Here is a 22,527-nt window from a genome sequence, read left to right on the forward strand (position 1 = left end):
TATTAAGGTGATTATATGAATAAGCAATTTTATTCTAATGATACTGAGCGATCTGTATTAGGTGCATTATTAATCGATAATAGCAGTATCGATGATTCATTTGAAATAAAAGTGGATGATTTTTATATACCACAACACAAATTGATCTTCGATGCTATAGTCTCTTTAATACAAGAGGGTAAGAATGCTGATATTTTGACAGTATCTCAGGCTCTTTCCGAAGAAAAACTTAGGAGCTGTGGTGGGTTAGCATATTTAGCTGAGTTAACTAGAGATACACCAAGAGCAACAAATTATAAGTACTATGTATCAATTTTACGTAATTATACAAAAGCTCGTAGTGCTAATAATATTGCGAAAACATTGATAAAAAATCTTTCAAAAGCATCATTTAGTGATTCAGATAGCAGTAATCAGATTATAGCAAAAACTGAATCCGAACTTTTTCAGCTGGGACATGCCATAGATAATCAAGATGAGCAACTTATACCCGCAATGTTGAGTAATCTTATGACATTTTTGGAAACAGAACACTCTCCATTTATTCCAACATTTTTTAAAAACTTAGATTCTAAAATAGGTGGGTTGGAACCCAAAGAGATTACGATTATTGCAGCAAGGCCTTCTATGGGGAAAACCGCGTTTCTTATTTCAATGATATACAACCAAATAATAGCGCTTAATGACAATCCAAATTTACCTAAACAACCTATTTTTGTTTTTAGTTTAGAAATGGATTCACAATCATTAATGTTGCGATTATTAGCTGCATTAGCTCATGTACCGTTTATCGATATAAAGAATAAAAATCTTGACGATAGTGATTACGGAAAAATTTCTCAAGCAATTGCAATTTTATTGAAGTTAAAAAAATTTCTTATTATTGATGATAATGCGCATTTAACTCCTAGTATTTTTAGACGTAAAGTTCAGCGTTATATACGCTTATATGGTCAACCAACATTTGTAGCAGTTGATTATGTGCAGTTAATGTCATCAGGTGAAAAAAACAATGAAAATCGTGCTGTTGAAGTGAGCAATATTAGTAGACAACTAAAAATTCATTGTAAGGATTTCAATATTCCCTTAGTTCTGCTTTCACAATTAAACCGTTCAGTTGAATCTCGTTCTGATAAACATCCTCTTTTGTCTGATTTGAAAGAATCTGGCAGTCTTGAGCAAGATGCGACAACAGTAATATTGTTATATCGAGATGAAGTCTATAACGAAAACAGTGAATGTAAAGGAACAGGTGAATTAATTGTGGCCAAAGCTCGTAATGCTGCTACAGGTAAAGTAGTAGTCAAATTTGATGGGCCATATATGCATTATCAAAATTTAGTTTAAGGAATATATTAATATGATGGTAGAACAAAAATCATCTGTAGACGTTATGCGTGAACGTATGTCTACAGGTTTTCCCGACGGTGATCGGGCGACCACTAAAATTACATTGAATGAAATGCCTATGCGAGTAAATCTAGATGAATTAAGACCTAGCAAGGTATTACCACGCTTGAAAAAAAATGAATTATATGAAGATATTAAAGAATCTATTCGCAAAAAAGGACTTGATAATGCACCTGTAATTACAAAAATGCCAGGAGAGGAAGGGTATGTAATTTCAGATGGAGGAAATACACGATTACAAATTTTGAAGGAATTGTATGATGAAACTGGTGATAAACGCTTTTATACAATTAATTGTCTTTTTCGCCCCTGGGGGGGAGAGCTGAAATCTATTGTTGGACATTTAACCGAAAATGGACTTCGTAATGATTATACATTTATAGAAAAAGCATTGGGCGTTGCTAGGAGTAAAGTTTTGTATGAAGAAGAAGCTGGCAAAACACTTTCTTCACGAGAGTTAAGTGAAAGGTTAAAAAATCACGGGTATCCTATTTCTTATGTATTAATCACTAAAATGCTCAATACAGTTGATTATTTGTATCCCTACATACCGGAGATCCTGAAATTGGGATTGAGTCGAAATCAAATAGAAAAAATTTTAATGTTAAGAAGTATATGTTCGGATATATATAAACGTTCGGAAAAATATGATGATGACAATGCTTTTGTTGAAGGTTTTAATTTAGTATTAAGTGAATTTGATTATGATCCCGAATTATTTAGTTATGACCGTTTGCAAGACGAGATGTTTGGTTATTTTGCAAAATTGCTGGACATAAGCTATCAGCTTTTTGAATTTGAATTAGAAGAGAAAAAACATAAAGGGATAAAGAAAAACTTGTCACCAATCGATGTTAGCAAAAATGACGCTAATACTGAACAAGGTGAAGTAGATACATTGAAAGTTGCTGCAATACAAAAAGATGAATTGCAACAGGATTTTTCATCTGAAACTGATGTTAATAGCCAACAATCTACTAAAGTTGGCCAAATTTCATTTAAAAAAGAGATAAATCCAACAATAATATCCGATGATGATCCTGAACCCTCTTATACTGTTTCACCGAGTGGCGATATTACTGTACATGACGGAACTGATGTTAACTCAGTTATAAAAGAAATAATTGAATCTACAGATTTAGCAAAAATTAATCCACATGCATACAGCCTCAGTGCTAATTTAAATACTTATGGTAAAACAGAAAGAACACCTATTTTAGATTTATGGAAATTGCCAGAACAAGCTACTAATTATGAATATGTTTTTCGAGATATAGCAGGGCATGTACTTGATATATTTGATGAGCTAAGAATTAATAAAGAATCTTTTGCATTTTCAATTGATGAGAATGACAAATCAAAATTACCCGTCATTGCGTTTAACAAGCTTACTATTGAAGACGAAGCTGATCGTAAAAAATGCATAGCATATGAGTTGTTATCATCCTTACTTACAGAACCAACTGAAAAAACTGCTAGCCTATATTGTTTAATCACTGAATTCAATGATTTTGTAGTGATTAAATTTTTACGAATTATTCGTTTATTCCGAGTTTATAACGAGTTTTTAAACCAACAACATTAAATATGAGGCATATTATGGTAAGTGTCAGTAACAATATAAATTTAGCGATCCTGAATATGGTCCATAATTTTATTAATGAAGGAAAAATTCAGTCATTAATTGAAATGGGATTTACTATTGAACATTTAAAGCAAATGAAAGAATTGAGTTATTCACAAATTACTTATATTGCAAACTCACCAGTGCTGTTGATACAAGTTACCATAAATACAAAATTATTTGATGTTGTATTGGCAAGAGCAAAAGAATTTGAAGAAAGAAGTCATATTATTGATAAAGCATATTCACTAGGCGCATCTATAGAAATTTTAAATAAATATTTTGGATTATCAACATCTGATATTAGTTGCTCAAGGAAACTTAAAGATTTAACTGTATCAAAGGGGCGTTTTAGGAAACCTGACGATGCGGAAAAAATAGTTATTTGGGAACAATGGCAGCTTAAAAAAAATGAAAATTCCGATATTTTAATAAATGATGATTTAAATCGTTTATTAGTTTATATGGATATTACTCAACATGTTTCTATAATGAGCGATGATAATATTGAACCGTTAACATTGACATCGGTAATTAAAGAACTAGAGCCATTAATTAATTCAAGTAATTTGTAAATCAAAAATTATGGTAGATTTCGAAAATCAAATTAACTCATTACGCAATGCGTTGGTAGAACAGAAGATAAAAAGCGATTCTTCTGATGAAAAGATTGCTATGTTTTTTGCAGGCAATCAATATGACTCAATGCCTCGAGCTTTATTAGAAGACGATTCAATTACTTCATTAGATAAATATGCTTGGCAACGGTTGTATATTGAACTACAAAAATACAAGCACAGTAACTATTTTCCAACTTACGATAATTTACAAAAGTTGTGGGGGAACCAAGGAGGTACATTGTCTAGAAAAACTGTGCGAGAAATACTTTCTAGATTAGTTTTATCAGGCTGGTTGTCATTTAGAATGATTCGAAGCAGTAGTAATGGTCAAATTATGGGTAATATTTATATTCTTCATAATACAGCACTGCCTCTTGAAAAGATAATTGATGAAAGTGTTATACATATTTTAACATCAATGCTAAATAAAAGTAGCATTACAAAATCATTAGCTATGTTGGCATACAATCTAGTTAGCACGTATATCAATAAAAGCACTCAATCAGAAAAAGACATTTTTTTGCACATTAACGATGCAAAAACTGAAACCGATATAAATTACAATTTTAATAATATTGCATCATCGTTACTCAATCATTTACAGAATTTATTAAGTTCCCAAAAGAAACTAAGTGAAAAAACACCAAGTTTTCAAAAGGAATTAAGTAAAAAACAACTAAGTTCCAAAAGTGAACTGAGTCTGAATTCACAGAGTTCCCAAAAGAAACTACCAAAAAAATCATCATGTTATGATTCATCTAGTAGTACTAGTAGTTTATATAGTAGTACTACTGATAGTAATATTTTGTTAGATATTCCAGATAATATCAAAGCTTGTCTTGGGCAAGGATTGAATGATGTTATCAGTGCGATAACTAAAAATAGTTTAGATATACAAATTGCCAATAATGTAATTAAAACGATCTCTCAGAAAGATATTACTAAAATAAAAAATATGACTGCTTATCTTGTGACAAATATACAAAAAGCCGCTCGAGGTGAATATAACCTCATTCCAACAAGTAATCAGAAAACATCACTAATCACGTTAAATACCCCAACAGATGAAGTTCCTAAACAGAAAATTTTAAGTAACTTACCTGTTGAGAAGAGGGTGATTAGCAAAGAAAAGATAGAGGAACTTTTGAACCCATTGAAAGATATGTTACTTGAGGTTAACCCTAAAAGTGTTGTTACGGGGGGTAACAGTGAGCTAAGTAGTTAATTTACTGTTACGGGGGATAACAGTGAGCTGAGTAGTTAATTTACTGTTACGGGGGGTAACAGTGAGCTGAGTAGTTAATTTACTGTTACTTAAAATTTATTTTATTTAAATAGGAGTATTTACATGGAAACAATTGAAACCAATCAAGTAGGTGTTTTACGAAGCGATATTAGAATAGAGCTTCATAGTGTTCCCGCAATTCAAATCTGGTATGGCAGAAAAAAAACTGATGATAAGCATCCGATTCAAAGTATGACAAGAGCTATTGCTTATTTAAAAGTTATTGAAATAGCAACACGTCTTGATGACCCCTATGCAGACATTAGATTGACTAAGTTCTATGAACATATTACTAAAATTGAAAAATTATTAGAGCTTGAGAATTATCGTATTGATGAAATACTTAAATCAGTACCGTCTGGTTTTAAAATAAGTGATGCGACATCAGTTAAACCCGTCGATCTGAGCTTATTTATTAATGTACCTAGTGGTTATCAATTAGTATTTTTACTGTGTAAATTTGATTTATTTGTCCGAAAAGTTCAGCTAGCTAAGCATATTTCATTAATCAAAGGTGGTGATGCATCAGATAGGCAAAATATGATTGCTCATGAATTACGTTCGTTAATTACTTATATAACTAAATATAAACGCCTAGGCGTAACTCGAAAAGATTTTGTTGATAATACCCCGTTAGCAACTAAAGCTATTGAGCTATTCGGAATTGTACCAGAAGAAATATTAAATGCAGATAAAATTCGAGACAGAACTATATCAATCATGAACTAACTTAATAAGGTGTTTATCTAATGAATAAGTTTTATAAAGATGAATATGCAAATACACTTTCTCTATTAGATTATCAATTTGCAGAACAATATCTATCCCTAAAAGGCCTTTTAAAGCCTTTTAAAGGTAAGGGGGAATATGAAACTATTTTACAAGAAATTGAATCCTACCTTTCTAGATTAGAAAATATTGCAGAAAGACTCATCAATGACACAAAGGATAAATTACCAATTAAGTATTTACCTTTTTATTTAAAAAAAAGACGCTTATCCAATGGTTCAGTGTATTTAAGTTGGAAGTATAAGAAAATAGTCATTGTTGATGGTAAAACCAGTCGTACTGAAATTGAAGGAAAACAATTGATATTAGATGCCTTGGAACAAAACAATTTGAGTTATGAGGATAAAAAATTTATTCGGCAACTGGAAGTTGATCGTTTAACGTTAAATTTTCAAATGAGGATATGTATTCGAATCAGGCATTTAATCAATGAAATGTTACCTAAATTTGATGAGTTGAATCAATTTGATGATAAAACCTGTATGGATAAGTAAAAATGAAAACAGAGAATAGTGGGTCAATTTTTTTTATTATTATGGTAAGCATACAATTGATGTTAGTTTCGAATATTGCTCTTTATCTAACAACCGATTTATCCAATCATCAATTAATAAGTATTTTAAGCATATTCAATATTATTTTTTTAGTTGTATTTATTTTTGTATTACTTATAAGCATAAAATCAAACTTACTGGCTATTATTATTTTAATAATATCATGGGCATTTTCCTTAAGTTATTCAATAAATGAAAGTAATCATCTTGGATTACTTAATAATCAAAATGTATGGCTAATATTTAAAACTGAAAATAATTGCAAATTGATATCAAAAGGGACTGTTAATTTTCTGATTTTTCCACTTGCAAATAATGGTTGGTTGTGTGCTGATGGGGTTATTTACTATAACCACTTTGATATGTAAATAAGGAAAAATATGCCTAGTAATGGTATTTAACTTTAACAAATTTAATATATAGGAGCATTAAAATGGCAAGTCGAGGAATCAATAAAGTAATTTTGGTAGGCAATTTAGGAACCACCCCTGAAGTGCACTATTTACCCAATGGTGGAGCTGTTACAAATTTTAGTATTGCAACATCGGAAACTTGGAAAGATAAGCAAACTGGTGAAGCAAAAGATAAAACTGAGTGGCATCGAATTGTCGTGTTTGGTAAATTAGCTGAAATTGCTGGCGAATATCTTAAAAAAGGGATGCAAGTTTATATTGAGGGACAGCTTCAAACTCGGAAATGGCAAGATCAATCAGGAACAGATCGTTATACAACTGAGGTCGTGGTTAATATTAATGGAACATTACAAATTCTAGGTAGACTTAATAGTAAGTTGGATGATACTACATCGCAAAATTTGGGACAAAGTGCAAATAATCAATCCTCAGTGCCGGCAGCTGCACAACAGCAAGAAACACCATCTAATGAACCGTCAATGGATTTTGATGACGATATACCTTTTGCTCGATACGGTATGATGTATCCAAGGCATATGATTCATGTTATTTAGTTATTAAAAGTGACTAATGATTCAATAAAAGTGGTGTGGATAGGATTTAAATTGGAGATTGCTATGAGAAATAAAGACTGGGTTCCATCAAGAGTAGTGGGTGAATTAAAAATCAGAGGCTTTACATTAAGGGGATTGTCTCGCAGTAGTGGTTTAAGTCCAGATACATTGAGAAATGCGTTATACCGTCACTGCCCTAAATACGAAAGAATTATTGCAGAATATTTAAAAGTTCCTGTAGAAAAAATTTGGCCTAGTCGTTATAAGCCAGTTACTAATAATGACTAAGAGAAAGTTATTGGCAGTAGACATTTTTATTTTAGAGTAAGGATCATAAATTTTGGATAAGATTTTAATACTTACAGTTATTTTATCATTACTAACAGTAACGGGTTACTCGAATAAAAAATATAATACACTAAACATGAAAGCTTGAATGAATAATCCGTTTCTTAAAATTAAGTAAAATGCGCAAAGTTTGCGCTTTTTTTATATGCTGGTTATTTTAATATGTGTTTTAATTGAATAAATTATTTTAATTTATTCAATTTGATTTCTATTTAAATGTAGTTATCAATAAACTAATTGATATTCTCATATAATTAAAATATATGAGGATATATTATGCTTTTATTTATTTGCGAAAAACCTAGTCAGGCAAAAGATATTCAAAATCATATCGGAGTAACGATAAAAGATAATGGGTTTAATCGTAGTGCTGATGGTTCAGCATGTATTACTTGGTGTATTGGTCACTTACTTGAGCTTGCAGAGCCAGAATATTATGATGAAAAATTTAAAAATTGGAATATCGATCATTTGCCAATTTTACCTCAAGAATGGTTATATAATGTTAAGAAGACAACATCAAAGCAATATAAAGTTATTCAATCGTTAGTAAAAAAAGCAAAAACGATTGTGATTGCTACAGACCCAGATAGAGAAGGGGAGGCGATTGCATGGACACTTCTTGAACGATTAAATTGGCGAGGTGTAACAAAACGGTTATGGTTATCAGCTCTTGATGATGTTTCCATAAAAAAAGCACTAAGCAATCTCAAGGGAGCAAGTGAAACTTATCCACTATATTTAGCTGCACAAGCACGAGCAAAAGCAGATTATCTTGTTGGTTTAAATAGTACCAGATTATTCACTTTGCTTGGTCGAAATGCAGGATTTAATGGCGTATTGTCAGTAGGACGAGTTCAAACCCCAGTGTTGAAATTGATTGTTGATAGAGATAGGGAAATTAAGAATTTCAAACCTAAACCCTACTTCGATATTAATATTCATTTATCTAAAACATCTCAATCATTCAATGCAAAATGGATCCCTAAAGAATATATCGATGATGCTGGGCGATGTTTGAATGAATCATTTGTACGACAAATAGCCCAGAGAATACAAAATTCTGGACAAGCAAAAGTGACAGATATTAACACTGAGAGAGTTAAAATAGCCCCACCTTTAGCTTTTAGTTTAAGCGATTTACAAAAAGCATGCTCCCAAAAATACGGTATGAAAATGACGCAAGTATTGGATGTTGCACAATCACTTTACGAAACTCATAAACTTACAACTTATCCAAGAACTGATTGCGGATATTTACCTGAGTCAATGTTTGATGAAGCTCGAACGATAGTCTCTGCTATTATGAAAAATGACCCAGAAATGGCCAAGTTTTTGACAAGCGTCAATTTAGAACTCAAATCTCGTGTTTGGAATGATAAAAAAGTTACTGCCCACCACGGGATAATCCCTACTGCTAAGATTGCTGAATTATCACAGCTTAGTGACGATGAACTTAAAGTTTACGATTTGATTCGACGTCATTATTTAGCTAACTTCATGGTGCATAGTGAGGTTGATAAAACAGTGGTTAATTTAACAAGCTCTAGTGAAAAATTTCAGGCCCGTGGAACGGTTCAAGTTGAACGTGGTTGGAAAATGTTATTCGTTAATGAAAACATCGAAAATGCTGAAGATGTTGATGATAAGCAAAAATTACCAGCATCATTATTGTCAGGTGATATTTGTAGTATTACAAAGACGGATATTAGAGCATTACAAACTAAACCTCCAGCACATTTTGATGATGGTAGTTTGCTTGATGCAATGAAGCAAATTGCAAAATATGTTGAAAACCCAAAATTAAAAAAAATGTTGAAAGAAACATCAGGAATAGGAACTGAAGCTACAAGAGCCAATATTGTCGGTACACTTGAAAAACGCAACTATATTGAGAGAAAAAAGAAAAATATAATCGCAACGAATATTGCTTACGCATTGATAGATGCTTTACCTTCAGTTTTAAAAGATCCTGGTATGACTGCGTTATGGGAACAAGAACTGGAAGATATTGCCTCGGGTAAACAGCAGCAAAGCGAATTTATGCGTAAGCAATATATTTTTGTAAATCAGTTGATACAAACACATAGAACAACCGTTTTAGCTCAAAACACATATGCGACTAAAGCAATATCGTTTCGATGCCCTGAATGCAGTAGTGGTGAACTGATAAAACGCAAAGGTGAAAGTAAAAAAGGATCATATACGTGGTTTGGTTGCTCACGTTACAAAGAAGGCTGTAAGTTTACATGTTTTGCAGACAAGAAAGGTAAGCCTATTTTGAAAAGAAGGGATGATTAGTATGAGCGTTAAATCTAAAACACTAAAAAAAATACCAATGTGGCAACACGCCATTGATTTACATAAAAGTCTTTATCCAGAAGATTTTGGTGTCCTCGTAAAAGATGCAGATTATTTTCGTAAAATCAGCGATATTCTCATTAATCGACGTAAAAATAAAATTTGTAGCCTTCTTGATATAGAGCGATTGCCATCTCCCTTAATGTCATCAAATGCTTTACCTGTTGTTATAAAAACAGGTAAAGGGCGACGTCTTATGTTTAATGATGCATCGGGTTTTTTTAGAATTAAACTTAATAATGAGCATACAGTTCATATTTTACGCTCTGTATTGAACTCTAAAGTATCAATTGAATACACAATTGGTACAGAGAAAGCATTGTTATTATTACATGATATTTGTGATACAGGAACAAAGAAGATCATAAGAAATTTACCCAAAAAAGGTGTGTGGGAAATATCTTACTATAATAATTCAGCTTGCTACTGGAGAGTTCAACCAAAAACATTAGAAGAATTTAAACGATTTTCTAATCATCCAAGATATAAAATTTTAGAGGATGATTTTAACCAATTTTTTACTGAAATTGATCTTTATACCCGTTATGGTCAATCCGGTATGAGAAAAGTGTTGTTAACTGGACCTCCTGGCACTGGAAAAACCACTATCGCTAAAGCTTTATCTGTTATTCATAGAAATGATGTTGTGGTTATTTATGCCACGGGAGATAGTTTTTTCTTAGCTTGTGAAGAGGCAGCAAAAAAACAAAGACCAGCACTAATTATTGCCGAGGAAATTGATGAATTATATAAAGCCAATGCTTCAGTACTTAGTTTTTTGGATGGTAGTCTAACACCAAGGAATAAAGCTGGTACATATGTTATATTTTCAACTAACTATCCTAAAAGAATTGACCCTCGAATAAGTAAACGACCTGGTAGAATTGATAAAATTATTTCTGTTAGCGCATTTAGAAGTAAAGCTGCAGCTGAGTGCGCCAAAATGTATCTTCCGCAAGATTGCTATATCAGTGATAAAGACTTAGGGGATGCATTAGATAGAACAACTCCAGCCGAAATTAAAGAGATTATTAATGTGGCTTTAGGGATGATAAGAGTGACTAAAGATGATTTAACAGGAGAATCTCTCATTAAAGCCCGAAACTATCTGAGTAAGTCATTAAAAAATGCGATAGAGGAATGTGATGATGATTCGGATGTTCGAAATGAAATTTATGAGCGTAATGGACCACAGTTGGATTATTCGGACTATTAATATAAAGATTAATTCAATCAGATTTGATATTAGATTTATGAGTTTGATTTTTTATTTTTCTCATTAGTTTTATTTATTATTTACATTGACTTTTGCTAAGTTTAATATAACGTCTTAAACCAATTAGAGAGTAAAATGATCTATGAAACAAAAAAAATCAAATATTCATCGGATTCATCCGAATGACTTTGATAATTATGAAGATTTTGATTTTTGTCGTGCTTGTGCGATCTTACAATATCAAATAGAACTGCAAATTACTGAGATTTTTAGTCAAGTTGAAAATGGTGAGACAGTAATGATATGGGATACTAAAGGTGATCCTGAATTATTTCGTGATATGCAAAAGGCAGTGAAAAATCTAGAGAGAAACCCATAAAATATACGGATGATTGTAACAACTCTGTGTAAGTTACAACATATGCATAAAAACCGATAGGGCTTTATGTTTATCAGAGTTTATTTGATTCACTTTTCAATTTTTTAAATGTATACAATAAAGAACTCAGTTCAGGGTAAATACCATTGTAGCAGGAAAAACAGTGGTATTTACCTTGTTTGTTCTATAATGACTAATAACAACACCAAAACTGAATGGTAAAAAATCAGTAGCCCTTAGTGCGTTAACGCGTGCCAAATAAGACTGTTTAGAAACAGACTTATTTATTCGGTTCAACTCAGCTTACTTAATAGCGAATCGAAAATGTGTATGAAATTGCATGATTTTTGAGGGGAAAGTGCATTTCGTCACTTTTATTGAGTTATCTTCAATTCTAATTATATTAATTATATATATACAAAAAAACAAGAAGCCCATTTTGATAAATGGGTTTTTTGTTATACTCAGAATTGATTTATTTGTTTACTCATCCATGATTGCATTTTACCTTTCTACTTTCTACACATTATATATCTAAGGGTAAATACAATGAAAATCGCTATCTCTATGCTAGCATTACTTCCAATATTTGTATTAATGGGATGTACAAATAACTCTAAAACTATTGCCTCTAAAACTAAAATAGAATCTAAGTCTACCCAAGTTTTGCAGACAGATCGATATACCATTGTTGAACTAGACGATCCAACTCATAAATATGTATTAGAGCAAATTATAAATATTTCACTACCTAAAAATTTAAACTTAACGGTTAAAGATGGAATGGAATATGTGTTAAACCAATCGGGCTATTCTCTTTGCACTAACTCAGATATCAATATTCTTTATGAAAGTACTTTACCCAAGGTTCAATATAAAATTGGACCAATTTCATTAAATGATGCTCTATATGTTATGGCTGGGCCTGCTTGGAATTTAGTTGTTGACGATGTAGAACGAGAGATCTGCTTTCAACTAAAAAAGGGATATTTTCGAAAACAACAACCTATATCCTCAGTTAAACAAGAACCTCAACTTGATACCTATAAAGTCCCACCGAAAATAATAGAAACAAAAGATTCTAAAAATACTATTGATATTAGAGGAAGTAAAAAATGAAGGATACGTTAGTAAATAAATTAAATATAAACGGACCAGTTACTATAACTAAAAAAATGGTAATTATGATATGTGGTGTATTTGCAATTTTTTTTACATTAATAGCGATAACGTTGTTTTTATCTCTCAATAACTATGATAATTATCAATTAATATCCAATAGCTACAACGAATTATTGGAAAAAGTAAACACAAATAATGTAAGTGTAAATAATATCAATGCATTAGAAAAAAAATTAAGTGAAATTCAATTAGAGCAAAAAAAAATCAATGTAGATTATGATAATTTGAATACACGCTCTGCACGTAGTCAACAGGATATAATGTCATTACAACTAATTCTAAATGATCAAAATCTCGATAGCAAATTAGATAATCTTGAAACAGCTATAACAAATATTGAAATTGAATTAGACGCAGTTAAAAATGTTCAAAAAATGCAACAAGAATCATTAGATGGTATTGCTACATCTTTCGAACAGTTTAAACAACAAATCATCCAAAAAATCACAATGATGCTATCAAATAATAATAAATCAACAGATACAACACGAAAAAATACAGAGAATAAAGCAGCAAGTTTAATAAATTTCAAATATCAATTGTCTAGCATTGAATTTAGATCAGGTGAGTTAGTGGCTGTATTTCTACCTAAAGATGCTACATCTTTATCATCGTTAAAATTTGTAAATGAAGGTGATCAGCTAGATTCTTGGAAAGTTGCAAAAATTGATAAGAATTCGGTGAAATTAATAAATAGTAAGCAACAAGCTTATACTCTAACGATAGATTAAGGTGTAAATATGATACTAAAAAAACAAATATGCTTGTTATTGCTATTAAGTTTTATTTCTTGGAATTTATTAGCTAATTCTCACCTAGTTTCTAAGAATACCGATTCCACTGAATCTGAATCAGTTGAAAAATTTGATAAGGAATCTAGGAATACGCAAGATGAGAAAATTAAAGAAAAAGCATCTTTTTGGGGATTAACAGTTACAGAATGGCAAAAATATGAAAACCTTATTAATGAAAAAGGGCGACGATATTGGTCTCCTAATCTTGATCCTCTAACAACTCTTGGCGTTGAATCTGAAACAGAAGAAGAACGAGAACATTACGCAAAACTTCTCGTAAAAAAAGAATTTGAACGTACTGCTAAAGAACTTGAATTTCAACGAATTTATAATCGTATGTTTAAGCAACTTTATCCAAACACATTACCCATCGAACTGGATGATAATCCTAATTTTGTCGCACCTCTAAATTATGAGGGGGAACGAATAGTTTTATTTATCGATGTTAATGATAATGTCAGGGGAGAAATATTATTAGGTAAAGCATTGAAAACTAACAAGGAAATTGATATTTATTTGTTGAATACCAAACATGATGATCTAGCGGTCCAAAAGTGGGCCAACCTAAATCATCTTCCTCTTGATAGAGTAAAGAGTGGTGAAATTACATTAAATCACAATAATGGTCAATGGGAACACTTAGGAAAAAATACCTTGCCTATTTTGATACAAAATCAAGATGGTAAGTGGAGACAAATTGAATTGGGTGATTTGTAATGTTTATATTCAAAAGAGCATTGAGTTTAATTTTTATCATTTCTATAACTACTACACATTCTGCAATGGCTGATTTGAATGTTATTAGGGACTATGGCGGGAATTCAATGGGAATATATTATGATATGTTAGATCCTCAAGATGAATATAGCAAACAGCAACAGCAGTTTTTAGCTCCAGAAAACATGAAAATTGATGAAGGAACATATTTACCTGTCCACAGCGAAAAACTTTCTGTAGGTAGGTTTGAGTCTTATCAAGTTGATTATCCCACATTAAATCCTTTTATCATTTTAGGTGCTGATGATCTTTCAATTGAGTGGTTAAAAGCAAGAAATAATGATCTAGAAGCGATTGATGGGTTAGTGGGGGTCGCCGTCAACATAAATGATGTCAATCAGCTTAAAATGTTAAAATCTATTACTAAAATCCCTATATATGCCATGCCTGGTGATGAGTTAGCAGAGAAGTTTCAATTAACACTATATCCTGCTTTAGTTACAGCAACAAGCGTTGAACAATAAGTTTTTCCTAGATGTTAACATAATATAAATATTAAATCATGAGTAATGAACACGGTATTGAAACGATATTCAGACCTGCCTCTGAAATGTATAGTGCAGTTACATCTATCATTTGTGCATGGATCTGTCTTTTTGCACCATGGGCAGTAGCATTATCATCCTCTGTTAATATTGGTGTTGCAGGGGCATTTCTTCTGTTTGGCATTTATCGAGCTAGGCAAGGTATAAAAATTATTCGTTATAAACGTAATATAAAACGTTTACCGTTTTATTCTCTGACAAGTGAACAAATCCCTGTTAGCCAAAAATTTCTTTTTCTGGGAAGAGGGTTTAAATGGGAGCAAAAACACTTACAAAGAATTATCTTATGTCGGCGAGAAGAATATAAACGTTTTGTTCAACCATCACCTATATATAGGGCTGCTAGACAATTGGAACAAAAGCATGAAAAAAGCCTTATAGCAAAGTGTACTAGTTCAAATCGTTGGTTTAATCCATTGAAACCATTACCACCAGTTGGCGGAAACCCATTCTTACATGGTGTTGAAATTGATGAGATTGATATTATGATGCCATTTGTGGATAGAGGAGGTCATACATTAGTACTGGGAACAACAGGTGTCGGAAAAACAAGACTGTTAGAAGTACTTGTTACACAAGATATAGCTAGAGGTGATCCTGTTATTGTTATTGATCCTAAAGGAGATGCTGACGTATTAATAAGAATGTATGCTGAAGCAAAACGAAACGGCAGATTAGACGAGTTTTATGTATTTCATTTGGGTTATCCAGAAATATCGGCTAGGTATAATGCTATTGGTCGTTTTAGTCGAATTACTGAAGTTGCACAACGGGTTTCGGCTCCACTGGCAGGAGAGGGGAACAGTGCAGCATTTAAAGAGTTTGCTTGGCGATTTGTTAATATTGTTACCAAAGCTTTAATTGAGTTGGGTCGTCGACCAGATTATATACAAATCAATCGTTATACAAACAATATGGATGTTTTATTTTTAGAATATGCTCAGCACTATTTTGAAAAACATGATCCGAAAGCATGGATTACTATTAGCGAAATGGCAACAAAAATTAATGACAAGAATGTTTCACTAGCAATGCGAGGAAGAGATAAATTTGTCGTAGCACTTTATGACTATATAGCTGCTAAAAAAATTCGTGATGATGTTCTTGAAGGTTTGCGTTCAGCAATTCAATACGATAAAACATACTTTGATAAAATTGTTGCTTCATTAATGCCATTTTTAGAGAAGTTGACAACAGGAAAAACTGCACAATTATTAGCCCCCGACTACTTGGATATCAATGATGAACGACCAATTTTTGATTGGGAGCAAGTTATTCGGAAAAAAGGAATTGTCTATATTGGACTTGATGCGCTGTCAGATGCGGTGGTTGGATCTGCGGTTGGAAACTCAATGCTAGCAGATCTGGTATCAATAGCTGGATATATTTATAAATATGGTGTTGATGATGGGTTACCGGGCGAGAATAGATCTAAAATCAATGTGTGTTTACATACTGATGAAGTAAATGAAATTATGGGAGATGAGTTTATTCCACTTGTGAACAAAGCCCGAGGGGCAGGAATAAATGTTACTGCATACACTCAAACGATTTCAGATATTGAGGTTAAAGTGGGGAGTGCCGCAAAAGCAGGGCAAGTGCAAGGTAATTTCAATAATATAATTATGCTACGAGTTCGTGAAACTAAAACAGCAGAACTTATTACGTCACAGCTTCCTAAAGTTGATATTTATAAAAATACGGTAGTATCAGGTGCAAGCGATACACCGAGTCCTGATACAAAAACAGATTTTACTTCGAGCACTCAAGACAGAATTAGCACTGAGTCAATGCCATTACTAGAGCCGTCAGAACTAATACAGTTGCCTAGAGGTCAAGCATTTGTCCTGACTAACGGAGGGGTTTTATATAAAGTTCGCATGCCGCTTCCGTCTAAAGAGCAAGATATTATGATGCCCGATTCCATCAATACACTTTCTAAAGAAATGGCCAAAAGTTATTCAACGGGTGAAAACTGGTGGTTAAGTTCACATTCAGCATGGGAAAAGTCTGAAATAGATAATGATTCAGAAATTAATTGTTCTCAGGAAAATGAATTACCAGTTCATTTAGCATTGGACATTGATGATGATGAAAAAGCTTTTTTACATACTTTAAATTCGGATAAATAAGAATCATGGCTAATATTGAAAAATCGGACACTAATTCGAATACAACAAGAAAAAAAGGATTTATTGTCTCTATAATTTCTACCCTTTTTTTTTCACTTCTTATAAGCATTGTAATTGAATGTATTGGTATAACATTTTTTTGGCCAGAACTAGGTGATAGTCATAGTAAAGAAATGCTTAATACTGAGTTTGGTTACTTGACTAAAGACTTTGTTGATAGTTTTATTTTGTCTGAGCCTTTAGTTTTTGCAGAAAATATTATTACTAATGCATATCAATTTATTGCTATCAAAACTGGATTAATTGAAATAATAGATGGAACAGTGAACGATGAGAGTTCTATTATATATAAATATATTAATTCAGTAGGCGTTTACGTGAAAGCCATTATTAATGTTATATTGGTTTTTTTGGTTCGCTTAGTTATTTTGATTCTTTCAATACCTATTTTCATACTTGCATCTATTGTTGGTTGCGTCGATGGGCTTGTTCGGCGAGACATTCGAAGGTTTGGAGCGGGTCGTGAATCAAGTTTTCTATATTATCATTCTAAAGCGTGGATAAAGCCCATGTTAATTTTATCATGGCTTATCTATTTATCAGTTCCTTTCTCAATCCATCCCAATACGATATTTATACCGATGGCTTTTTTATTTGGTCTAAGTATTAGCATTACATTTGGTTCATTTAAGAAATATTTGTAAGCGGGGTCTGACGCTCAGTGGAACGAAAACTCACGTTAAGCAACGTTTTCTGCCTCTGACGCCTCTTTTAATGGTCTCAGATGTCCTTTGGTCACCAGTTCTGCCAGCGTGAAGGAATAATGGCCGAGCATATTGATATGTCCGTGGCAAAGCGGGGAGAGGCGTGCGATATCTTCATCATTCAGTGTTTCACCCTGCGCCCGGAGATGATCCAGGGCTGCCTGCATATAAATAGTGTTCCATAACACGACGGCGTTAGTGACCAGCCCCAGTGCGCCCAGTTGATCTTCCTGACCGTCGGTATATCGTTTTCTTATCTCACCTTTTTGACCGTGACAGATGGCTCTGGCAACGGCATGGCGACTTTCTCCCCGATTAAGCTGGGTCAGAATGCGCCGGCGGTAATCTTCATCATCAATATAATTAAGCAGATACAGCGTTTTGTTGATGCGCCCCACTTCAATGATTGCCTGAGTCAGTCCGGAAGGACGTTCACTTTTCAGCAATGAACGGACCAGCACTGAAGCCTGTACTTTGCCCAGCTTCAGGGAGCCAGCGGTCCGGATCATTTCGTCCCACTGAAGGACTATTTTTCGGGGATCTGATTGCCCTCTGGCAATATCATTCAGCACGCCATAGTCGGCATCATGGTCCATTCGCCAGAAAACCGAAGCACCGGCATCAGCCAGGCGTGGAGAAAACTGGTATCCCAGCAGCCAGAAAAGGCCAAAGACAAGTTCGCTGGCACCTGCTGTATCGGTCATAATTTCGGTTGGATTCAGCCCGGTCTCCTGTTCCAGAAGACCTTCCAGCACAAAGATAGAGTCCCTCAGCGTCCCCGGTATAACGATGCCATGAAAGCCGGAATACTGATCGGACACAAAGTTGTACCAGGTGATCCCTCTGTTATTACCAAAGTATTTGCGGTTCGGTCCGGCATTGATTGTTCTGACTGGCGTAACAAAGCGCATTCCATCTGCAGATGCCACTTCTCCTCCACCCCATATCTGTGCCAGTGGCAGCGTTGCCTGAAAATCAACCAGTCTGGCATTAGCGCTGGTGATAGTTTCAGCCCGCAGATAGTTCGCTTTTGTCCAGTTCAGCCGGTGTCGGGTCAGTGCAGGAACATTTGATCTGATCAGTGGTTCCAGACCGATATTGCAGGCTTCAGCCATCAGCACGGCGCTGATGCTGACGGGCAGATCATCAACTCTGGCACTGGCTTCACTAGCATGGAAAAACTCATCAGCAAATCCGGTATGGGCGTTAATTTCGAGCAGCAACTCCGTTAAATCCACCGGAGGGAGTAGATCACTGATCATTTTGCTCAGTCGTTTCAGACTGTCCGGCTCATCAAGACTGGCGAGGGGAGAAATTGTCAACCGGGGCTTCGGGCCAGAAACATCGAGTTCGACAGCCTCATTTTCGCAAAGACGTGCAGCAACCTGTCTGTAACGACTATCAAGCTGATGACCCAGAGATTTTATTGCTTCCTGCGGGTCTGTCGGGTGCCCCAAAGAACGATAAACCTTAATCCGGTTTGCCTGCCAGTCAGCACCCTGTAGTAATCTTGCACGAGGATCTCCCCACCGGTTACTGCCGGTAACGTAGACATCCCTCCGCCTCAGACTATCCTGCAGTTTACTGAGAAAGCAGAGCGTGTATCCCCTGCGGGTGATATGTTTTTCCTTGTTAATCACCAGCCGTTTCCATGACCGACTGATAATTTCCGTTGGTGCGTCGTCAAAAAACTGCCGCCGTGAGCTGAACTCCCGGCTGAGGTAGTCACAGGCATTCAGAGTGGTAACCCCGGCAGGTGCGGATGAAAATTTAACGGTATTCAGCAGATGGGGCAGGAAACGACGAACGCGCCCGTACTGCTCCACCATTTCTTCATGAAAATTATCGTCTGAGGGCCGGGCAATTTCACGGACAAGCGTGATGATTTCAGCCAGCTTTTGCCTTGGGATGTAGCTGAACACCTCAGCACGAATCGATTCGTCCGGTGTTTCTTCTTTCAGCAGGTACGAACATGCGCTGGCGAGCGCCAATGCAGATTTATCCAGATCCTTCAGCGAGCGGAGCCGTTTTTTCTGCCCAATCTTTCTGGCGTCACGGATGATAACGGCCAGCATGGCGTCCAGAACGTCCAATGCATCATCCAGCGCCAGCGTTTCCCATGCAAGGACAAAGGCAACCAGAACCGCCATCCTTTTCTGCGGTGACATCCTGGCAATATTGAACACCGAAGTCATACCAGCATAACGTGCGAGATTTTTCAGGCGCACAGCCGGGAGTGTACTCAGGTTTTCAGCATGCAGGCCAAAATCGTTCAGAGTTTTCCAGCGTTCAATTGCTTCATTAAACGCCGGACCACTGATGGTCACAGGGCCCTTTTTCAGTGATTCCAGTAAAGACAGGCGGCTGCAATCAGTTGGCCCCAGCAGCATCTCCAGCTGTGAACGCTGTTCGGCTGACGGTATCAGTGCCAGTTTGTTCCACAGGCGCAACGTCGCCTTTTCCCTTACCTCTGAAATCAACCGGGTCAGCGTAGTGGCTCCGGGGAGAATAATACGATGTTGCATAAGCCACCCTGTCGCCAGATCGAAAAGCAGGCCAGGACGTTCGTTGCTTATCCAGCTCCGGGTATATAAAAGACGGGTAAGGCGAAATGTCCAGGGCCAGGCAAATTCACGATACTGATAGTGCTGACGTATCAGCGCTGCATGCTCACGGCGGGTATTTTCCCTCTGACCGTATTCTGCAAGAACGGTGATATCACGAATCCCGAGCTGTCTGGCGGTAAAATGCCGGACGCCGGAAGGAATATGATTCATATCGGTGAGGAAGGTGCCCAGAAAACGGACACATCCAATTTGCAGGGCAATGCCCAGACGGTTGTGATCACCTCTGCTTTTTCCGATAAATTCCTTGTCTGCTTCATCAAGGTGAAAATATCGTGCCAGCTGAAGCTCATCCGGTTCACCGGTGAATCTGCCATAGCTTTCAGTCTGCTCAGTGGTCAGAAAGTCAACGGGCATATCGGCCTCCCTGCCTGACGGGCATTTAGTAACATTTTTGCAACCGTACGAAATGTTATAAATTATCGGACATCGTAAAACTGTTACATTAATATGTCTATTAAATCGTAAATTTGTAATAATAGACATGAGTTGTCCGATATTCGATTTAAGGTACATTTTTATGCGACTTTTTGGTTACGCTCGGGTCTCAACCAGTCAGCAGTCTCTTGATCTTCAGGTCAGAGCACTCAAAGACGCAGGTGTGAAAGCAAACCGTATATTTACCGATAAGGCATCCGGCAGTTCAACAGATCGGGAAGGGCTGGATTTGCTGAGGATGAAGGTGGAGGAAGATGATGTCATTCTGGTTAAGAAGCTCGACCGTCTTGGCCGCGACACTGCCGATATGATCCAACTGATAAAGGAATTTGACGCTCAGGGCGTGGCAGTCCGGTTCATTGATGACGGGATCAGTACCGACGGTGATATGGGGCAAATGGTGGTCACCATCCTGTCGGCTGTGGCACAGGCTGAACGCCGGAGGATCCTAGAGCGCACGAATGAGGGCCGACAGGAAGCAAAGCTGAAAGGAATCAAATTTGGCCGCAGGCGTACCGTGGACAGGAACGTCGTGCTGACGCTTCATCAGAAGGGCACTGGTGCAACGGAAATTGCTCATCAGCTCAGTATTGCCCGCTCCACGGTTTATAAAATTCTTGAAGACGAAAGGGCCTCGTGATACTATAGGTTAATGTCATGATAATAATGGTTTCTTAGACGTCAGGTGGCACTTTTCGGGGAAATGTGCGCGGAACCCCTATTTGTTTATTTTTCTAAATACATTCAAATATGTATCCGCTCATGAGACAATAACCCTGATAAATGCTTCAATAATATTGAAAAAGGAAGAGTATGAGTATTCAACATTTCCGTGTCGCCCTTATTCCCTTTTTTGCGGCATTTTGCCTTCCTGTTTTTGCTCACCCAGAAACGCTGGTGAAAGTAAAAGATGCTGAAGATCAGTTGGGTGCACGAGTGGGTTACATCGAACTGGATCTCAACAGCGGTAAGATCCTTGAGAGTTTTCGCCCCGAAGAACGTTTTCCAATGATGAGCACTTTTAAAGTTCTGCTATGTGGTGCGGTATTATCCCGTGTTGACGCCGGGCAAGAGCAACTCGGTCGCCGCATACACTATTCTCAGAATGACTTGGTTGAGTACTCACCAGTCACAGAAAAGCATCTTACGGATGGCATGACAGTAAGAGAATTATGCAGTGCTGCCATAACCATGAGTGATAACACTGCGGCCAACTTACTTCTGACAACGATCGGAGGACCGAAGGAGCTAACCGCTTTTTTGCACAACATGGGGGATCATGTAACTCGCCTTGATCGTTGGGAACCGGAGCTGAATGAAGCCATACCAAACGACGAGCGTGACACCACGATGCCTGCAGCAATGGCAACAACGTTGCGCAAACTATTAACTGGCGAACTACTTACTCTAGCTTCCCGGCAACAATTAATAGACTGGATGGAGGCGGATAAAGTTGCAGGACCACTTCTGCGCTCGGCCCTTCCGGCTGGCTGGTTTATTGCTGATAAATCTGGAGCCGGTGAGCGTGGGTCTCGCGGTATCATTGCAGCACTGGGGCCAGATGGTAAGCCCTCCCGTATCGTAGTTATCTACACGACGGGGAGTCAGGCAACTATGGATGAACGAAATAGACAGATCGCTGAGATAGGTGCCTCACTGATTAAGCATTGGTAACTGTCAGACCAAGTTTACTCATATATACTTTAGATTGATTTAAA

Annotated in this window: 21 protein-coding genes; 20 read left to right on the plus strand and 1 reads right to left on the minus strand. The window is 35.9% G+C overall.

Annotated features, from left to right (window positions below; genetic code table 11):
* The first annotated feature begins 15 nt into the window (after window positions 1-15).
* From J3U63_RS04900 to J3U63_RS04985, 18 genes are all read left to right on the plus strand, one after another.
* On the plus strand, window positions 16-1,347 hold the full coding sequence (locus J3U63_RS04900) for a replicative DNA helicase (RefSeq protein WP_267347892.1): 1,332 nt from the start codon (window positions 16-18) through the stop codon (window positions 1,345-1,347).
* Window positions 1,348-1,360: 13 nt separating this feature from the next.
* A complete protein-coding gene (locus J3U63_RS04905) occupies window positions 1,361-2,995 on the plus strand; it encodes a ParB family protein (RefSeq protein WP_267355822.1) in 1,635 nt (544 codons plus the stop codon).
* 14 nt (window positions 2,996-3,009) lie between these two features.
* Window positions 3,010-3,609: an STY4526/YPO1902 family pathogenicity island replication protein gene (locus J3U63_RS04910; protein ID WP_267347890.1), complete on the plus strand. Its 600-nt coding sequence runs from the start codon at window positions 3,010-3,012 to the stop codon at window positions 3,607-3,609.
* A 10-nt stretch (window positions 3,610-3,619) separates the two neighbouring features.
* Window positions 3,620-4,879, plus strand: coding sequence for an STY4528 family pathogenicity island replication protein (locus J3U63_RS04915; protein WP_267347889.1), 1,260 nt, complete (start codon window positions 3,620-3,622; stop codon window positions 4,877-4,879).
* A 123-nt stretch (window positions 4,880-5,002) separates the two neighbouring features.
* Window positions 5,003-5,668 carry a PFL_4669 family integrating conjugative element protein gene (locus tag J3U63_RS04920; RefSeq protein ID WP_267347887.1) on the plus strand — a complete coding sequence of 222 codons (666 nt, stop codon included), beginning with the start codon at window positions 5,003-5,005 and terminating at the stop codon, window positions 5,666-5,668.
* Window positions 5,669-5,688: 20 nt separating this feature from the next.
* Window positions 5,689-6,222 carry a DUF3158 family protein gene (locus tag J3U63_RS04925; protein WP_267347885.1) on the plus strand — a complete coding sequence of 178 codons (534 nt, stop codon included), beginning with the start codon at window positions 5,689-5,691 and terminating at the stop codon, window positions 6,220-6,222.
* A gap of 2 nt (window positions 6,223-6,224) precedes the next feature.
* Window positions 6,225-6,650 carry a hypothetical protein gene (locus J3U63_RS04930; protein ID WP_267347883.1) on the plus strand — a complete coding sequence of 142 codons (426 nt, stop codon included), beginning with the start codon at window positions 6,225-6,227 and terminating at the stop codon, window positions 6,648-6,650.
* A 65-nt stretch (window positions 6,651-6,715) separates the two neighbouring features.
* The gene (gene ssb / locus J3U63_RS04935; protein WP_267347882.1) at window positions 6,716-7,249 is read left to right on the plus strand and encodes a single-stranded DNA-binding protein; all 534 of its coding nucleotides are present in this window, start codon (window positions 6,716-6,718) and stop codon (window positions 7,247-7,249) included.
* Window positions 7,250-7,312: 63 nt separating this feature from the next.
* On the plus strand, window positions 7,313-7,537 hold the full coding sequence (locus J3U63_RS04940; RefSeq protein ID WP_267347881.1) for a helix-turn-helix domain-containing protein: 225 nt from the start codon (window positions 7,313-7,315) through the stop codon (window positions 7,535-7,537).
* A gap of 336 nt (window positions 7,538-7,873) precedes the next feature.
* Complete coding sequence (locus J3U63_RS04945; RefSeq protein ID WP_267347879.1) at window positions 7,874-9,898, plus strand: DNA topoisomerase III; 2,025 nt, start codon at window positions 7,874-7,876, stop codon at window positions 9,896-9,898.
* A gap of 1 nt (window position 9,899) precedes the next feature.
* The gene (locus tag J3U63_RS04950) at window positions 9,900-11,174 is read left to right on the plus strand and encodes an AAA family ATPase (RefSeq protein WP_267347878.1); all 1,275 of its coding nucleotides are present in this window, start codon (window positions 9,900-9,902) and stop codon (window positions 11,172-11,174) included.
* Between the two features lie 142 nt (window positions 11,175-11,316).
* On the plus strand, window positions 11,317-11,553 hold the full coding sequence (locus J3U63_RS04955) for a hypothetical protein (protein WP_267347876.1): 237 nt from the start codon (window positions 11,317-11,319) through the stop codon (window positions 11,551-11,553).
* A gap of 549 nt (window positions 11,554-12,102) precedes the next feature.
* Window positions 12,103-12,672, plus strand: coding sequence for a hypothetical protein (locus tag J3U63_RS04960; protein WP_267347874.1), 570 nt, complete (start codon window positions 12,103-12,105; stop codon window positions 12,670-12,672).
* A complete protein-coding gene (locus J3U63_RS04965) occupies window positions 12,669-13,466 on the plus strand; it encodes a hypothetical protein (RefSeq protein ID WP_267347873.1) in 798 nt (265 codons plus the stop codon). The genes J3U63_RS04960 and J3U63_RS04965 overlap by 4 nt, the downstream gene beginning before the upstream one ends.
* Window positions 13,467-13,475: 9 nt before the next feature.
* On the plus strand, window positions 13,476-14,246 hold the full coding sequence (locus J3U63_RS04970; RefSeq protein ID WP_267347872.1) for a TIGR03759 family integrating conjugative element protein: 771 nt from the start codon (window positions 13,476-13,478) through the stop codon (window positions 14,244-14,246).
* A gap of 65 nt (window positions 14,247-14,311) precedes the next feature.
* Window positions 14,312-14,770, plus strand: coding sequence for a PFL_4695 family integrating conjugative element protein (locus J3U63_RS04975; protein ID WP_267347939.1), 459 nt, complete (start codon window positions 14,312-14,314; stop codon window positions 14,768-14,770).
* 38 nt (window positions 14,771-14,808) lie between these two features.
* Window positions 14,809-16,983, plus strand: a complete 2,175-nt coding sequence (gene traD, locus J3U63_RS04980) for a type IV conjugative transfer system coupling protein TraD (protein ID WP_267347871.1) — start codon at window positions 14,809-14,811, stop codon at window positions 16,981-16,983.
* Window positions 16,984-16,988: 5 nt separating this feature from the next.
* Complete coding sequence (locus J3U63_RS04985; RefSeq protein ID WP_267347869.1) at window positions 16,989-17,687, plus strand: TIGR03747 family integrating conjugative element membrane protein; 699 nt, start codon at window positions 16,989-16,991, stop codon at window positions 17,685-17,687.
* A 35-nt stretch (window positions 17,688-17,722) separates the two neighbouring features.
* On the opposite strand, the gene J3U63_RS04990 is transcribed toward J3U63_RS04985, so the two are convergent.
* Complete coding sequence (locus J3U63_RS04990; protein WP_001143759.1) at window positions 17,723-20,728, minus strand: Tn3-like element Tn3 family transposase; 3,006 nt, start codon at window positions 20,726-20,728, stop codon at window positions 17,723-17,725.
* A 163-nt stretch (window positions 20,729-20,891) separates the two neighbouring features.
* Between J3U63_RS04990 and J3U63_RS04995 the strand changes: the two genes are divergently transcribed.
* Complete coding sequence (locus tag J3U63_RS04995) at window positions 20,892-21,449, plus strand: recombinase family protein (RefSeq protein WP_152953140.1); 558 nt, start codon at window positions 20,892-20,894, stop codon at window positions 21,447-21,449.
* A gap of 173 nt (window positions 21,450-21,622) precedes the next feature.
* Window positions 21,623-22,483 (plus strand): broad-spectrum class A beta-lactamase TEM-1, encoded by an 861-nt coding sequence (locus J3U63_RS05000; RefSeq protein WP_000027057.1) that lies wholly within the window; start codon window positions 21,623-21,625, stop codon window positions 22,481-22,483.
* Window positions 22,484-22,527 lie beyond the last annotated feature (44 nt).

Source organism: Gilliamella sp. B2838, assembly GCF_026536185.1.
In the GTDB taxonomy this organism is placed as follows: domain Bacteria; phylum Pseudomonadota; class Gammaproteobacteria; order Enterobacterales; family Orbaceae; genus Gilliamella.

Bases quoted from the DNA above. Each gene is read 5' to 3' on its own strand.
- J3U63_RS04900 (WP_267347892.1), top strand. From the start codon at position 16: ATGAATAAGCAATTTTATTCTAATGATACTGAGCGATCTGTATTAGGT.
- J3U63_RS04905 (WP_267355822.1), top strand. From the start codon at position 1,361: ATGATGGTAGAACAAAAATCATCTGTAGACGTTATGCGTGAACGTATG.
- J3U63_RS04910 (WP_267347890.1), top strand. From the start codon at position 3,010: ATGGTAAGTGTCAGTAACAATATAAATTTAGCGATCCTGAATATGGTC.
- J3U63_RS04915 (WP_267347889.1), top strand. From the start codon at position 3,620: ATGGTAGATTTCGAAAATCAAATTAACTCATTACGCAATGCGTTGGTA.
- J3U63_RS04920 (WP_267347887.1), top strand. From the start codon at position 5,003: ATGGAAACAATTGAAACCAATCAAGTAGGTGTTTTACGAAGCGATATT.
- J3U63_RS04925 (WP_267347885.1), top strand. From the start codon at position 5,689: ATGAATAAGTTTTATAAAGATGAATATGCAAATACACTTTCTCTATTA.
- J3U63_RS04930 (WP_267347883.1), top strand. From the start codon at position 6,225: ATGAAAACAGAGAATAGTGGGTCAATTTTTTTTATTATTATGGTAAGC.
- ssb (WP_267347882.1), top strand. From the start codon at position 6,716: ATGGCAAGTCGAGGAATCAATAAAGTAATTTTGGTAGGCAATTTAGGA.
- J3U63_RS04940 (WP_267347881.1), top strand. From the start codon at position 7,313: ATGAGAAATAAAGACTGGGTTCCATCAAGAGTAGTGGGTGAATTAAAA.
- J3U63_RS04945 (WP_267347879.1), top strand. From the start codon at position 7,874: ATGCTTTTATTTATTTGCGAAAAACCTAGTCAGGCAAAAGATATTCAA.
- J3U63_RS04950 (WP_267347878.1), top strand. From the start codon at position 9,900: ATGAGCGTTAAATCTAAAACACTAAAAAAAATACCAATGTGGCAACAC.
- J3U63_RS04955 (WP_267347876.1), top strand. From the start codon at position 11,317: ATGAAACAAAAAAAATCAAATATTCATCGGATTCATCCGAATGACTTT.
- J3U63_RS04960 (WP_267347874.1), top strand. From the start codon at position 12,103: ATGAAAATCGCTATCTCTATGCTAGCATTACTTCCAATATTTGTATTA.
- J3U63_RS04965 (WP_267347873.1), top strand. From the start codon at position 12,669: ATGAAGGATACGTTAGTAAATAAATTAAATATAAACGGACCAGTTACT.
- J3U63_RS04970 (WP_267347872.1), top strand. From the start codon at position 13,476: ATGATACTAAAAAAACAAATATGCTTGTTATTGCTATTAAGTTTTATT.
- J3U63_RS04975 (WP_267347939.1), top strand. From the start codon at position 14,312: ATGGCTGATTTGAATGTTATTAGGGACTATGGCGGGAATTCAATGGGA.
- traD (WP_267347871.1), top strand. From the start codon at position 14,809: ATGAGTAATGAACACGGTATTGAAACGATATTCAGACCTGCCTCTGAA.
- J3U63_RS04985 (WP_267347869.1), top strand. From the start codon at position 16,989: ATGGCTAATATTGAAAAATCGGACACTAATTCGAATACAACAAGAAAA.
- J3U63_RS04990 (WP_001143759.1), bottom strand. From the start codon at position 20,728: ATGCCCGTTGACTTTCTGACCACTGAGCAGACTGAAAGCTATGGCAGA.
- J3U63_RS04995 (WP_152953140.1), top strand. From the start codon at position 20,892: ATGCGACTTTTTGGTTACGCTCGGGTCTCAACCAGTCAGCAGTCTCTT.
- J3U63_RS05000 (WP_000027057.1), top strand. From the start codon at position 21,623: ATGAGTATTCAACATTTCCGTGTCGCCCTTATTCCCTTTTTTGCGGCA.